Origin of the sequence: Halobacillus sp. B29 (genome assembly GCF_052246755.1) — a bacterium.
GTDB classification, from domain to species: Bacteria; Bacillota; Bacilli; order Bacillales; family Halobacillaceae; genus Halobacillus; species Halobacillus halophilus.
This window is the reverse complement of the sequence record NZ_JBQQCM010000015.1, coordinates 23,286-36,666: the sequence shown is the minus strand read 5'-3', so window position 1 is coordinate 36,666 and position 13,381 is coordinate 23,286. Positions and strand designations below refer to the sequence as shown.

The following is a 13,381-nucleotide window of genomic DNA, read 5'->3' as shown; positions in this document are numbered from 1 at the left end:
AGCCCTATGATTATGGTTGAAAATACGGAATTAAATGCGGGCGTAGAGGTTTCAGGAGACTATCATGACTTTGAAGCCTTGTATGAAGCATTACATAATATTGTAGGAGAAGAAGGGGAATTTCCTCCCTATGAGGGGGCACGACTTCACGTGCTGGCGGTGTGCTATGATCTTCGTCATGCCATGATGGGAGATCGTTCATTTAAACGAGTGGAAAACGGGTTGGATCGGGAGAAAATGAGATACGTATCGATGATCGCAAGTGAAGAAAATATCTATTTAACGATTCAGGTTCTGTGGCCGGAACTTCTATTTGTAACGATGGCCCTCAACGACTTCATTAAGGAACATGCTGGCAAAAATGCCCGGCACACAAGTATTTCCTTAGAGCATACGAAGAACATTTGGAGTGAGGATATCGCTCTCGTGCGGATGTTTCAATCGCAAATTGCTAAAGCAATTGCTGCGGTGGTTTCCCCATCTTCCTACACACGTATGATGAACATGCTGAACAAGAATGATTATTGGACCATGAATTATACCACTCAATACCTGACCGTGTTAAATAGCAAGTTTATCAATATGGATGCCGATGAACGAGTGAGAAATCTGACCATTGTGGCGAAGCGTTTAACCGAAGCTGGTAAAGAATATAAGGAAGTAAAGGAAGAAGTACGGGAAGCGGCGAAGAACTACCAATGCTCTCCACGGGACATTCGGCTGAAGGTGCATTTTCCGGAGGAGATTGACTGGTAGAGACAGAATTGATCTTAAATCGATTGGTGCCTGACTGTGGGGTCAATCTTAGACGGAATCAAAAGAGGCGGTGAAAGTGGGCTTATTCAACTAACGCCCCCCGAGTGTTTAGCACTCGAAATCGCGATATGTTACATATAAACTTCAGATTACATCTTAAATGCCTGAACTGACGACCAGATCCCAACGCTATGTCTTGTTTGGAGATGGTTCGCACTTTTGGTTTTTCCATGCGCAATCGAGGCATGGACCCTAAAAGATTACGAAAAAATCCTTTTTTATTACTCATTACTTTCGTGAGCAGAGATTTTTTTACAGGTGTTTGGGGGACTTAGAGAATCTTTTCTACCTCTAGCTATCTATGGTAAAATATGACTATGCACACATTGATGATGGAGGGGTTGTATGTCGTTAACAAAAAAGATTAGTAGTTCCCAAGAGAATGATAAAAAGTTCAAGGATATTCTCTTAAAAGTCACACCTAAGAAAAAAGATTTTCATACCATGAGCGGGAATGCTCCGTTTTCTAAGGTTGAATACGAACTTCTTGTACCCAATAAACTGACGAATCAAGGCTTATCTAGTTTGGTAGGTACAGCTTTTGATTACCTAGCCAGGTTTAAGATTGGACAATTCATCGGTGAGCCAGGGGTAACGGAAGATTTGGTCGCTTACGAAGCTATCCCAAAATTAAACAGCGTTTTGAATGTGGAAATTGACGAAAAACCAGTTAGGGAGTGGAAGGAAAAAATTGATTCATTCCTCCAGGATAAATCTGCTTCTATAACCTCCATTTACACTGAAGCTGTTCGTTTGGCGAGACTAGAACACGTATTTAGAGCTCCAATTAAAAAAGAATATATTCAAGTAGATGACCTTCTCTATGGAACCCCACCACAAGATACCATTCAAGAATTGGATGGTCTTATGAGCCTATTTGAACAGAGATTCTTAATACCTGAAATTATTACTCCTGAGAGTGAAGTTATCTTCAATCCTCACTTTGGTGCAGCTTCTTTCTTGGTAGAGGGAGCGGATGCTGACATTTATATTGATGGAACACTCTATGATTTTAAAACGACTAAAAAAGAAGGATACGCTCGTAAAGATGTCTTGGAGCTTGTGGGATATTACTTCCTAAATGAATTCGCGATAAGAACAATGTCTGACGAAAATGGCTTCCCTTATAAGGATATGGATATCAAGAGAGTATCCTTATACAAAGCGCGTTTTGGAGAAGTGGAATATTTCGATGTAGGAGAAAAACTCTCTACAGAGGAGAAAGAGAATACAATACAGGAACTTGCAAAGTATTTCCAACCCTATGAGAAAAATCTTCATTTTAACGTGATGGCGGATACTAATGCAGTTAAGAAAAGATTGAAAGAGATGAGAGAAAGTCAGAGAGTATAATCTATATTCATTCAGTAGAAAGTCATGGAGAACCAAAGACGTGTTATTATTCCATAGAACAATTGTTCAAAGATCCAACAGCAAACTTTAATAGAGCCATTTTATGAAAAAATGCTTATATGCATAAGGACGTTTTACATAATTAATAGTGAATAGTTTTAAATAAGAAACTGAGGTCTGACCCTAAGCAGGATTAACATTTTAAACTTCTAATTATATAGCAATAGATCATAAACACTTGGTTCTCAGGTAGCAAATCATACCTGTCGAAACCAAGTGTTTTTTCATTGATTTCGGGGCCTGTTCCCCCGGTAGACTATTTAGAATCGTCAGATGGATGAAAGAGAGTCACCATAGACGATGAATGACATCTTAATGTTAGTTAGCAGAATCGATTGTACTATTGTGAATAGGTGTACGAGCCAGCATGTTGGGAATAGAAAGACAAGAAATCGTTTTATAGAAGGAGGACCTAGACGTGATTGATCCGTCCGAATTACCCCTGGAAATCGTCCGGGATTTTCAGGGGTTTTTAAACTATATCGACCAGGAAAAAGTAACCCTCACCAAAACAAAAGGGTATATGCAGCGCAAGCATTGCCATCAGTTGAACCAGAGGTTTGAAGTGCAGAATACGGGCGTTACGGAGAAGAATGATCAAATCTACTATCCACGAGTTCATTTGTTCTATTATCTGGCCCTGAATGGAAAATTGATGACGCGTAAACGCAACCGCCTTATCTTACTGGACCGGGTCAACGACTATAACCAGTTTTCCGATGTGGAGAAGTATCTATTTTTACTGGAAACGCTATGGGTGGATACGGACTGGATGGTGTTTACCGACCACGGGGAATCGGTCTATCGATCTGTCATTCAAGTTTGCGGCGGGGTGCTCACTCAACCTCCTGAACAGGAGATCAACGTGACCGGGGGAAGGTTTGCTGGTTCTCTCTTTGACATGGGGCATATGGTGCCTGTGCTTTCTTATTTTGGCGTATGGGATTACACGCTTTCGGAAAAATTGGAATCGTTCAAACAAAATATCCATCCAGCATCCATTAAGTCCACGAAGGTGGGCTGGAAGATCCTGCAGATTCTCTTGCTCACTCGTCCGGTATCCGTTTGGAATATTCCAGCAAGAAGGCTGGAAGGCGAGTGGATGGTCACCCCCGGGCGTCATCCGGAAGATGGGAGTAGTCTGATGCTTGTGGAGGATTTCGTCGCAGCAGATTATGGTTTGTCCTTCTCCCGGGGTGATGAGGATGATCGATTTATCGATCGTTTTCAAGATTTGTTTGAAGCGGATGATCTGCAGCCGATTTTTCCGAGAAAAGGGGAAGAGCCGTTTCAAGGTACCTACACGTTTCTAACCACCCTTGGGGATGCGAGCGCTGAGATTCAATGTTCTGGCGTTGACACTATGGAAGATCTTCATATGGCCATTCAACAAGCCTATGGGTTTTGGGAGGGGCATTTGTACAGTTTCTTCATGACCGGGAAAGCCTGGACCGAACCTTCCATCAGCAGTCCGGAAGAGGGGCCGGCAGAACGATCGGCTGATCAAATTCTCATTGGGGAAACCGGGTTAAAACAAGGCGATACGATCCTTTATCTTTATGACTATGGTGAAGAGTGGCGAGTGAAGATAATGGTGGAAGAGATGGTAGAAGACAGCTGAAGTCATGTAGTGAATGAAACCACTGAGTGGGTATGGACTGGATATACCACATAATCAATTATTGATCAAACTGACCCTCATTTATCCCTTTCAATCTGGTAAATAGAAACGCTCTTAAACTTTGATCCAAATGCGATATTTCTTCCGGGTAGTAGATAAGATATTGAGCCTTCCGGATGTCGAGGATATGGATACTCCTGTGCCCGTCATTCTCAAGTTCGGTACGCGTTAAAATATAATCCATTGTATAATTTCTTCCTTCCATTTTAGTAGTAAGGCAGCGCAGCAAATCGTGTATATTGCAGCGCTGCCTTGTTCTTCATTGAGCCTTACTGTGAAGAATGTCTTCTATACTCCTTTCAGGAAACTTATTCCGGAGATTTATACAAATCATCCGGTACGGTTACGTCATTGAATAAGGCAGCAGGACTGACGCCTAGGGCAAAAGAGATCGCAATGATCTGGTAGATGCCGGGATGCCTGTCTGCTCGTTCAATATACCCGATATAATTTGGTGACAGCTCGACTTTATCGGCGAGCTCTTCCTGGGTCATGCCCAGTTCCATTCGTGTTTTACGTACTTGGGTGCCGAATATGGCAATGGCTTCTTCAATAGGTTCTTTTCTCATACTAAAATTTTCGTATGCAATGGGGAAACTTACCACAAACTGAGCGTGATATTTTTACATATATAGTAAATAGTGAGGTGTTTTTTCTATTTATTTCTTAAATGAGGTGGGGAAGGGGAAAATCTCTTAAATAAATGGTAACAAGCAGGGAGGCTGCCTTTTCACAAATTAATTCCATTCTTACAGAATTAGGGTAGAGAAAATTTAATGTTAGAATCTCTTTTTAATTTTAAGATACAGTAATTTTAGTCAGGTTTATTTCAAATTAATTAACAATTTATGATACTTTTATACTATAATAGAGTTTGTGTGAATTAGTATGAATACATAAAAAGAAGGAATTTTCTTCGCAAAGGAAAGAAGGAGAATGAGTTAATGGTATTTGAAAAAGTAAAAATGCAGCGAGTATTTCGAATAGTGATTTTAGCACTTATCATTTCTTTAGTAGCTCCAGTGGTTAGTAACGCAGCTTCGGATGTTACTCCACCAATACTAAATAATTTAAGTGTTTCGAAACAGGAGGTTACAGTAGGAGATAAAGTGAAAGTTACAGCTGATGTAAGTGATAATTTATCAGGTGTGGAGAGGGTCAGCGTAAAGTATGAAGCACCTGCGGGGACATCAAATAAGTATGTATATTTAAGCTTAAACTCTGATACAGGAAAATATGAAAGCAGTTTTAACATTGGAGAATATGACGCAGCCGGGCATTGGAAGATCGATTACATTACTGTCCGTGATAAACAGGATAACTATTACTATTACTATAATTCCAACGGTGGATCAGAATATCAAAGAGAAACCTCGGAGTATATAGATCTTAGTCAATATGATGTAGTCATAGAAGAAACAGACAAAAGTGCACCAGTAACAAGTATCGATCTTACATCTTCCACGCCACTGAAGAATGAATGGTATCCTTCAAATGTTACCGCTGCTCTAAGCGCTGCCGATGAAGAATCCGGTATTCAAAAGATAGAGTATCGGATAAATGAAGGAGACTGGATCGAATATACAGATGCTTTTGAAATTAGTGAAGAAGGCAAAATTCAGCTTGATTACCGAAGCGTGGACCACGCGGGTAATGTAGAAGAAATCCAAACCGAAACCATTAAAATAGACAAAACAACACCAGTGACGACCACTTCTGAAGTTCCTTCCGAGTGGGGAAATGAAGAAGTGGAACTATCCTTATCAGCTAAGGACGAATCGTCAGGTCTGAAATCTATCGAATACAGAATTAATGAAGGCGATTGGACAGCCTATAGCGATCCTATTACGATAGATCATGAAGGATCAACGACAATAGAATATAGAAGTATCGATCAAGCAGGTAATGAAGAAGATATTCAAAGTATCGTCATCAAAATTGACAAAACCTCACCGGTCACTACAGCTTCTGAAATTCCTGTCGAATGGGTGAATGAAGAAGTGGAACTGACATTAAAAGCCAAGGATGAATTGTCAGGCCCTGCTTCGATTGAATATAAACTTAACGATAGTGACTGGAATGCTTATAGTGGCACTGTGACGTTGAGCAAAGAAGGCGAAAACGTGGTTGAGTATCGAAGTATAGATAAAGCTGGAAATGAAGAAGATACGAAGAGCTTAACCTTTAAGCTTGATTTTACTGCTCCAGAAACTTCGATTAGCGATGTAAGCGATCAGTGGCATGGTAAGAGTGTAGAGTTCGCGCTGAGCGCCACGGATTCGTTAACAGGGGTTAGCAAAACTGAATATAGAATAAATGACGGAGACTGGACATCTTATAGTACACCGGTGGAACTTGAGGAAGAAGGTACTCATAAGCTCGAGTACCGCAGCTTTGATAAGGCTGGTAATGTTGAAGATATTCAAAGTAAAACAATCAAAATAGATACAACTTCCCCTGTCACTTCTGCTAATGGGGTACCTGCTGAAAAATGGGCAAATATAGAGACTGAGATTGCGTTAACGGCTAAAGATCAATTGTCAGGTGTATCCACTATTGAGTATAGAATTAACGAAGGGGAATGGACAGATTATAGTGGTTCTATTACCTTAAATCAGCAAGGCGACAACGTCATTGATTATCGTAGTATCGATACAGCTGGCAACACTGAAGAGATTAAGAGTGTAACCGTAAAGTATGATAACAACGCTCCAGAAACATCGGTTAATAATGTAAGTGATCAATGGAATAACTCTGAAATAACGTTAACGCTAAGTTCCTCCGATTCATTATCAGGAGTGGCTAAGACAGAGTACCGTATCAACGAGGAAGACTGGAAAGAATATACTGGTTCTGTGGTGGTTGAAGAAGAAGGTAATAATACTGTCGACTATCGTAGTGTCGATCATGCGGGCAATGTAGAAGAAATTAAGAGTATTAACGTTAAGCTTGACGCAACCTCTCCAGAAACTTCTATGAGTTCTGAAAACCAAGACACTGCGGTAGAGGTAACCCTGAGTTCCTCCGACGCCCTGTCTGGGGTTAGCAAGACAGAATTTCGAATTAATCAGGGAGAATGGCAGGAATATAACACTGCTATTCTAGTAACGGAAGAAGGAACTAACACTGTGGACTATCGCAGTGTGGACAACGCAGGGAACATGGAAGAAATTAATTCTTCAGAGGTAACTGTTGAGAAACCTTCGAATGATGTCAGTTTCAAGGATATCGAAGGACATTGGGCTGAAGAAGAGATTAATTATTTAGTAGAAGATAACTTGTTGGTAGGGTATGATGACGGCACCTTTAAGCCGAATGTAAATATAACGAGGGCTGAAGCTGCGACAGTAATCTCTAGAGAACTAGAACTTGAGAAGGTTGTATCTGACTTTCCAGATGTAGCTGAAGATCATTGGGCGAGCGGATACATTGGAGCAGCCACAAAGGCGAAAATTCTGTCAGGGTACAATGATGGTACCTTTCAACCGAATGAAAATTTAAGTCGAGCAGAAATGGCCATCATCGTTTCAAGAGCTTATCAATTACAAGGTCAAACTTCTATTTTTACAGATACGAAAGAGCACTGGGCAGATTCCTATATTCAAACCCTGGCAGCCAACCATATAACCGTTGGGTATCCGGACGGAACGTTTAGGCCGGAGCAGGAAATTACAAGAGCAGAATTTGCCTCTTTTGTAGCGAGAGTATTGGAAGAGAGTTTCAGACCAACTGAAGGATAAACCTTTGATTAATGTTGTAAAATAAGATTTAAAACATCTTCCATGGGTAATAGTACTTACCCATGGAAGATGTTTTTTAAGTGAAAAGAAAGTCGTTCCATTAAAATAGCAGGTTATTTATCCCTATGCCTTGCGCAGGAATATTATCCCAAGTAGAATGAGAGACAGTATCTTAGAGAGGGGAAAATTATGGACCAGACAGTCGGATTTTCGAAAAGATTTGGAGCTTCCTTATTAGATGGACTCATCGTATTCTTACCGATCGGTCTTATTTCGGTTTTCTTATTTCAGGTGGACATGGACAGTTTTGTACCTAACCTAATCCAATCACTATATATGATGATTGTGCCTGTTTTCTGGTATGGCTATGTGGTAGGAAAGAAATTGATGGGCATCCGCGTCGTGAAAAAGGATGGAAGAAACGTAGGGATTGGCACGATGATCATGCGTGTGTTTGTTTCAGGCCTCGTTTATGCCCTGACGCTTGGTATTGGCTATATTGTCAGTGCCTTTATGGTCGGTTTGCGCAGGGATAACCGCGCGATTCACGATTTTATAGCTGGTACGTATGTGACGGAAGCCGACCCGGGAGAAGCGGTTGGGTTACAGTACAAAGATGATCTGAAGAGCGGTTAACCTTAATCAAAATCGCCGGGTTAACCTGATGCAAAGCTGCCGCTCAAGTGGGCGGCTTTCTTTTTTGTGAGAAGCACTCTCGGATGATAGAGTCATGGATGTATCATAAGCAGAATGATGGAAAGGGGAAGGTTATGGATCAATCGGTCGGGTTTTTAAGAAGATTGGGCGCTGTCCTGCTGGATGGTCTGATTGTATTTCTGCCTATGGGGCTGATCGTGTCCGGACTGTTTCAGACGGATTTGAACAGCTTGATCACGAATGTGATCGAGGGGCTGTATCTGCTGATCGTTCCTGTATTGTGGTATGGCTACGTTGTAGGAAAGAAAATCATGGGAATCCGTATTGTGAAAACAAATGGAAAAGATGTAGGCATAGGGACGATGCTCTTGCGCGTGGTCCTGTCAGGCTTGGTCTATGGACTGACGTTTGGAGTTCTCTATATTGTCAGTGCTTTATTTGTTGCTTTTCGCAAGGATCACCGTGCGATTCACGATCTCTTTGCCGGTACGTATGTAACGGACGCGGAACCCGGGGAAGCAGCGGCCTTGCCGGACGCCTGAGGATGATCGGCTATTAAATAAGGAAATAATTTAGTTTATAATAGTTGACCCTGTGCGTGAAAGCAGGGTCTTTTTTTATGGTAGACTCAGGCTTTTTTATAGAATCTCTCAATCTAGCAAACAAAAAACCGAGCGATGATTCATCGCTCGATTATAGTTTAGACAGCGTTTGTAATTCAAAGTGGTCGGCGACGCGGTCGAAGTCACGGACAACATTAAACATTTGATTTTCTGAGAAATTATTCGTGCTTTCCCACACCTGAGGGTGGACGGTGAACGTGTAATATTTTCCTTCTGTAAAGTAACAGTGGTGAGGCGCGTCCAATAGTTTCTGTAAGGCTTCTTCATTTTTCGCTTCGTTCAGGCGAATCGGCTTTTGGCTGAAGATACTCCGTTTACATTTCGCTTCAATCTGCATAGGAAGCAGCTCCTTTTTATTAATAGATTCTTGTATAATTATCCTATCCAAATAGTCAGAAAATTATAACATCAAATTTGGACAAATTGCAGGTTCTATACGAATATTCCAGCACTTTCTTAAAGTGGCAGGAAATTCGTAGGGCAGGCTTCTTTTTTTTATGCTCCTTTTTGTAATTTTTCTAAAATTCAGTTTACAAAGTTATGAAACTCTTATACAATTTTCAGTATACTGTATACAGGAAAAACATAGGTGGAGTGATTCATGAGAAGGGTCAATAAGATGATGTCCATATCCGACCAGACGTATGACTTGCTGCGTCAGTCGATTGTTTCTGGAGAATTCAGTGCCAATGAAGAATTGCCCGAGGAGAGAATTTCGAAGCAGATCGGTGTGAGTCGAACACCGCTGCGTGAAGCACTGCGCCGCCTCGCTGCAGATGGACTGGTCGTCCTGCAGAAGGGGAAACCGGCCAGGGTGGCGACCTTTACGATGGAGGGAGCCCTGCATCTGATGGAAGTCCGCACGCTGCTTGAAACGCACAACCTCCGAACGATTACCCCCATTCGATCTCAAGCTACCATGGAACAACTGCGGGAGAATGTACGGAACCAGAAGAAAGCGATTACAGAAGAGGATTATGAAGAGTTTGTCGAACTCGACAGGGATTTTCATTTATTGCTGACAGAAGACAATGAGAATAAGAAGTTAAGGGATCTGATCCTGCAAATGAATTCCGGGGATTACCGCGCCTTTATCATCTTATCGAACACGCTGTCTCAAAGTGCAGAAGCAGCCTGCGAGGAACACGAAGCCATCCTGGAAGCGGTGGAGGAAAAAGATGTCGAGCGTGCCTCGGCAGCAATTAACCTACATATGAACAAAGTCAGTACACGCATCACTCAATATCAGTCTTAGGAGGAGTACATATGAAGAAAGTTTTTCTTATATTATTTGCAGCTCTCATCACATTAGCCGCATGCGGACGTCCAAGTTCAGGTGGCGGTGACGCAGAGGATGGAAGCGGAGAAACATACACCATTAGTCTCGCTCACTTAGTGTCCGAGGATCAGTCGTCTCACATTGCAGCCGAATCGTTTAAGAAGAAACTGGAGGAAGAGTCGGACGGGCAGCTGAAGGTCGAACTTCATCCGAACGGGGAACTGTATCCTTCTGACCGTGAAGCGATTGAAGCGGTTCAGCAGGGAAACATTCAAATGACGATTCCGGCCGTTGCGTCGATTTCTTCCTTTAATGAAGATTTCATGGTGTTTGACCTGCCATTCCTGTTTGAAAACTACGAGCAGGCATACAAAGTGTTGGACGGTGAAATCGGTCAGGGACTGCTGGATGATTTATCCGAACAAAATATCAAGGGACTTGTTTTTGCGGAAAATGGTTTCCGTCACCTGTCGAATAACCAGGGTCCAGTCGAGTCTCTCGAGGATATTCAAGGTCTGAAAATGCGTACGTTGGAAAGCGCGGTTCATACGGCAACCTTTAACGCACTCGGCATGAATGCTTCTCCTTTCGCATTCGGTGAGCTTTACACAGCGCTCCAGCAGGGAACGTATGACGCAATGGAAGCACCGGTTTCCCTGTTCTATACGAATAAGTTTTATGAAGTGCAGGACTATCTGACCATGACGGGTCATGTGTATGCGCCAACGGCTCTCTTAATGAACAATGACTTTTACGAGGGGCTACCGAAAGACCTGCAGGAGTTAGTCGTGGAAGCTTCCGAAGAATACCGAACAGAGCAGCGGGAACTGGCACAGAAGCAGGACAATGAGTTCTTGGAAGAGTTGAAAGCAGAAGGTATGGAAGTGAATGAACCTTCTGAGGAACTCATCCAATCCTTCAAGGAAGAAGTTCAGTCGGTATATGACGAATTCGAAGATGATATCGGGAAAGAACTCTTGGAAAAAGTGCAGCAAGCTGTTCAATAACGATAACTTAAAGGAAGGCCGCGGCCTTCCTTTACTACATAACAGGGTGGGACAGACATGTCGAAGATTTTTGCAAATATAGAAAAAGGAATACTGGTGGCTACGCTTGCCCTGATGGTCGTCCTTATTTTCGGTCAGGTAGTAGGGCGGTATATTTTCCAGTCCGCTCCCAGCTGGACAGAGGAAATCGCCCGTTACCTGCATATCTTCCAGGTATGGGTCGGCGCAAGCTACGCCGTGAAAATGAGAGAGCACATCCGGGTCGATGCGTTTGTGACCCTGTTTCACGGAGTCGTAAGAAAAATACTGGAATCAGCGAGCGTGATCCTGTGGTTTCTGCTGGTCCTGTTTTTAGCGGTATATGGAACCAATCTTGTCCTCGATACGTTAAGCTACGGCCAGCAATCACCGGCGATGCAGATACCAATGTGGATTCCGATGGCCGCCGTACCGATCGGGTCAATTGGGATGACGATCCGTTTAGCGATTCAGCTCATCCAAATCTGGAAAGGAAATTATGATAAGCCGAAAAGCGAGGGGATCGCTACATGAGTATTCTCCTCTTATTCGGAACGCTGTTCGTCTGTCTGCTGATTGGGGTACCGATCGCGATCTCTCTCGGGGTCTCGGCTTTCACCGCGATTTACTTCGGAACGACGCTCCCTCTTGATATCATCGTGCAAAAAGCGTTTACTTCGCTGGATTCTTTCCCGCTACTCGCGATCCCCTTCTTCATGCTTGCCGGCATATTGATGGGGAAAGGCGGCGTCTCCAAACGCCTTCTGACGCTAGCGACCTCGATGGTCGGCTGGATGACCGGCGGACTATCGATGGTAACGATTGTCGCCTGTATGTTTTTCGCGGCGATCTCTGGATCAGGACCAGCCACCGTTGCCGCGATTGGCGGGTTTATGATTCCAGCGATGATCGCGAAAAACTATAAGCCGGGATTTGCCGCCAGTGTACCGGCGACAGCGGGTTCCATCGGGGTAATCATCCCGCCGAGTATCCCGTTTGTTATTTACGGTGTAACCGCGAACGTCTCAGTCGGAGATATGTTTATCGCCGGGATTCTTCCCGGCATGCTGATTGGCGCGTTATTAATGGTCACGGCGTTTATCATTTCCGCTAAAAATAACTACCGCCCGGACGATACGTCCAAGGCGTCCGGAAAAGAAGTGCTGCGTGCATTCAATGATGCGAAGTGGGCGCTGTTTATACCGGTCATCATCTTAGGCGGCATTTATGGCGGGGTGTTCTCGCCGACAGAAGCGGCCGTTGTATCCGTAGTGTATGCGCTGATTATTGGAGGCTTTATCTACAAAGAGCTTTCGTGGAAGACGATCTATGACTCGTTCATGCAGACGATCGTCATCAATTCAACGACGATGATTATTATCGCCCTGTCCGTATCCTTTGCACATTTTATGACGCTTGTCCAGATACCGGATCAAATATCCGCTTACCTGACGGGACTGACGACGAATCCGATATTCATCCTAATTGTCATTAACCTGCTGCTCCTTTTTGTCGGGATGTTTATCGATACGATCTCAGCCGTGGTTATCCTGACTCCGGTGCTGCTGCCGATTGTGGCGGAGTTCGGTGTCGATCCTGTGCATTTTGGCGTCATTTTAGTTGCGAACCTGGCGATTGGCTTTGTCACGCCGCCGGTTGGGGTTAACCTATTTGTGGCCTCTACGGTCGGAAAAGTAAAGTTCGAGAAAATTGTCGTCGGCGTTCTTCCGTTTTTAGCGGCCATGATCCTGGCGTTACTGATCATTACGTATGTGCCTGCTTTGTCGATGTGGCTGACGAAAATGTATTAATAGGAAGGGAAGAGGTCTTGCAGATTTTGCAAGGCCTTTTCTTTTTGTGCTGGTCTCGAAACTGAGTCTTCGAGAAACGGGCAGGACAGTTGAAGACTTGAATTCGAGATATTAGGCATTTTGAAACTAAATTGGGCTGGTACCGTATAGTTAATAAGAGCATTTTAATAGTCGAGAATGAGAAAGATTATTGAACTAATGTAATGGAGAGGTATTAAAAAGTCTTTAGGAAAACCAATATTATTCGTTCAGGAATCGTTTAGATAGGGATCAGATTTTAAGTGGAAGGAGACATTTTTATAATGCTTAATGGTCCTTTATTAGTATCATTAATAC

13 protein-coding genes are annotated in these 13,381 nt (G+C 43.1%); 10 read left to right on the top strand and 3 right to left on the bottom strand.

Annotated elements, in window-relative coordinates; translation table 11 throughout:
* Nucleotides 1-6 precede the first annotated feature (6 nt).
* The 3 genes from ACTWP7_RS17370 to ACTWP7_RS17360 all read left to right on the top strand — a co-directional run bounded on the left by ACTWP7_RS17370 (nucleotide 7) and on the right by ACTWP7_RS17360 (nucleotide 3,850).
* The gene (locus ACTWP7_RS17370) at nucleotides 7-756 is read left to right on the top strand and encodes a DUF6904 family protein (protein WP_443124291.1); all 750 of its coding nucleotides are present in this window, start codon (nucleotides 7-9) and stop codon (nucleotides 754-756) included.
* A gap of 405 nt (nucleotides 757-1,161) precedes the next feature.
* Nucleotides 1,162-2,169, top strand: a complete 1,008-nt coding sequence (locus ACTWP7_RS17365) for a hypothetical protein (RefSeq protein ID WP_443124290.1) — start codon at nucleotides 1,162-1,164, stop codon at nucleotides 2,167-2,169.
* 478 nt (nucleotides 2,170-2,647) lie between these two features.
* Nucleotides 2,648-3,850, top strand: coding sequence for an IS1096 element passenger TnpR family protein (locus ACTWP7_RS17360; RefSeq protein WP_443124289.1), 1,203 nt, complete (start codon nucleotides 2,648-2,650; stop codon nucleotides 3,848-3,850).
* Between the two features lie 58 nt (nucleotides 3,851-3,908).
* Here ACTWP7_RS17360 and ACTWP7_RS17355 read toward each other — a convergent pair whose 3' ends face one another.
* Together ACTWP7_RS17355 and ACTWP7_RS17350 are read right to left on the bottom strand one after the other, a co-directional pair.
* On the bottom strand, nucleotides 3,909-4,094 hold the full coding sequence (locus ACTWP7_RS17355) for a hypothetical protein (protein ID WP_443124288.1): 186 nt from the start codon (nucleotides 4,092-4,094) through the stop codon (nucleotides 3,909-3,911).
* A gap of 124 nt (nucleotides 4,095-4,218) precedes the next feature.
* A complete protein-coding gene (locus tag ACTWP7_RS17350) occupies nucleotides 4,219-4,479 on the bottom strand; it encodes a helix-turn-helix domain-containing protein (RefSeq protein WP_443124287.1) in 261 nt (86 codons plus the stop codon).
* 375 nt (nucleotides 4,480-4,854) lie between these two features.
* On the opposite strand from ACTWP7_RS17350, the gene ACTWP7_RS17345 reads away from it, so the two are divergent.
* From ACTWP7_RS17345 to ACTWP7_RS17335, 3 genes are all read left to right on the top strand, one after another.
* Nucleotides 4,855-7,650 (top strand): S-layer homology domain-containing protein, encoded by a 2,796-nt coding sequence (locus tag ACTWP7_RS17345; protein WP_443124286.1) that lies wholly within the window; start codon nucleotides 4,855-4,857, stop codon nucleotides 7,648-7,650.
* A 189-nt stretch (nucleotides 7,651-7,839) separates the two neighbouring features.
* Nucleotides 7,840-8,286: an RDD family protein gene (locus tag ACTWP7_RS17340; RefSeq protein WP_443124285.1), complete on the top strand. Its 447-nt coding sequence runs from the start codon at nucleotides 7,840-7,842 to the stop codon at nucleotides 8,284-8,286.
* Nucleotides 8,287-8,420: 134 nt separating this feature from the next.
* Nucleotides 8,421-8,849, top strand: a complete 429-nt coding sequence (locus ACTWP7_RS17335; RefSeq protein WP_443124356.1) for an RDD family protein — start codon at nucleotides 8,421-8,423, stop codon at nucleotides 8,847-8,849.
* A 151-nt stretch (nucleotides 8,850-9,000) separates the two neighbouring features.
* On the opposite strand, the gene ACTWP7_RS17330 is transcribed toward ACTWP7_RS17335, so the two are convergent.
* Complete coding sequence (locus tag ACTWP7_RS17330) at nucleotides 9,001-9,267, bottom strand: hypothetical protein (RefSeq protein WP_014644633.1); 267 nt, start codon at nucleotides 9,265-9,267, stop codon at nucleotides 9,001-9,003.
* Nucleotides 9,268-9,531: 264 nt separating this feature from the next.
* Between ACTWP7_RS17330 and ACTWP7_RS17325 the strand changes: the two genes are divergently transcribed.
* The 4 genes from ACTWP7_RS17325 to ACTWP7_RS17310 are packed head-to-tail and all read left to right on the top strand — an operon-like array spanning nucleotide 9,532 to nucleotide 13,045.
* A complete protein-coding gene (locus ACTWP7_RS17325) occupies nucleotides 9,532-10,185 on the top strand; it encodes a GntR family transcriptional regulator (RefSeq protein ID WP_443124284.1) in 654 nt (217 codons plus the stop codon).
* A gap of 11 nt (nucleotides 10,186-10,196) precedes the next feature.
* The gene (locus tag ACTWP7_RS17320) at nucleotides 10,197-11,216 is read left to right on the top strand and encodes a DctP family TRAP transporter solute-binding subunit (protein ID WP_443124283.1); all 1,020 of its coding nucleotides are present in this window, start codon (nucleotides 10,197-10,199) and stop codon (nucleotides 11,214-11,216) included.
* A gap of 57 nt (nucleotides 11,217-11,273) precedes the next feature.
* A complete protein-coding gene (locus tag ACTWP7_RS17315) occupies nucleotides 11,274-11,768 on the top strand; it encodes a TRAP transporter small permease (RefSeq protein ID WP_014644630.1) in 495 nt (164 codons plus the stop codon).
* Nucleotides 11,765-13,045 (top strand): TRAP transporter large permease, encoded by a 1,281-nt coding sequence (locus ACTWP7_RS17310; RefSeq protein WP_443124282.1) that lies wholly within the window; start codon nucleotides 11,765-11,767, stop codon nucleotides 13,043-13,045. The genes ACTWP7_RS17315 and ACTWP7_RS17310 overlap by 4 nt, the downstream gene beginning before the upstream one ends.
* The last annotated feature ends 336 nt before the right edge of the window (nucleotides 13,046-13,381 follow it).

What these genes read in the sequence shown, in the direction of transcription:
- ACTWP7_RS17370 (WP_443124291.1), top strand. Translation starts at nt 7, where the DNA reads ATGATTATGGTTGAAAATACGGAATTAAATGCGGGCGTAGAGGTTTCA.
- ACTWP7_RS17365 (WP_443124290.1), top strand. Translation starts at nt 1,162, where the DNA reads ATGTCGTTAACAAAAAAGATTAGTAGTTCCCAAGAGAATGATAAAAAG.
- ACTWP7_RS17355 (WP_443124288.1), bottom strand. Translation starts at nt 4,094, where the DNA reads ATGGATTATATTTTAACGCGTACCGAACTTGAGAATGACGGGCACAGG.
- ACTWP7_RS17350 (WP_443124287.1), bottom strand. Translation starts at nt 4,479, where the DNA reads ATGAGAAAAGAACCTATTGAAGAAGCCATTGCCATATTCGGCACCCAA.
- ACTWP7_RS17345 (WP_443124286.1), top strand. Translation starts at nt 4,855, where the DNA reads ATGGTATTTGAAAAAGTAAAAATGCAGCGAGTATTTCGAATAGTGATT.
- ACTWP7_RS17340 (WP_443124285.1), top strand. Translation starts at nt 7,840, where the DNA reads ATGGACCAGACAGTCGGATTTTCGAAAAGATTTGGAGCTTCCTTATTA.
- ACTWP7_RS17335 (WP_443124356.1), top strand. Translation starts at nt 8,421, where the DNA reads ATGGATCAATCGGTCGGGTTTTTAAGAAGATTGGGCGCTGTCCTGCTG.
- ACTWP7_RS17330 (WP_014644633.1), bottom strand. Translation starts at nt 9,267, where the DNA reads ATGCAGATTGAAGCGAAATGTAAACGGAGTATCTTCAGCCAAAAGCCG.
- ACTWP7_RS17325 (WP_443124284.1), top strand. Translation starts at nt 9,532, where the DNA reads ATGAGAAGGGTCAATAAGATGATGTCCATATCCGACCAGACGTATGAC.
- ACTWP7_RS17320 (WP_443124283.1), top strand. Translation starts at nt 10,197, where the DNA reads ATGAAGAAAGTTTTTCTTATATTATTTGCAGCTCTCATCACATTAGCC.
- ACTWP7_RS17315 (WP_014644630.1), top strand. Translation starts at nt 11,274, where the DNA reads ATGTCGAAGATTTTTGCAAATATAGAAAAAGGAATACTGGTGGCTACG.
- ACTWP7_RS17310 (WP_443124282.1), top strand. Translation starts at nt 11,765, where the DNA reads ATGAGTATTCTCCTCTTATTCGGAACGCTGTTCGTCTGTCTGCTGATT.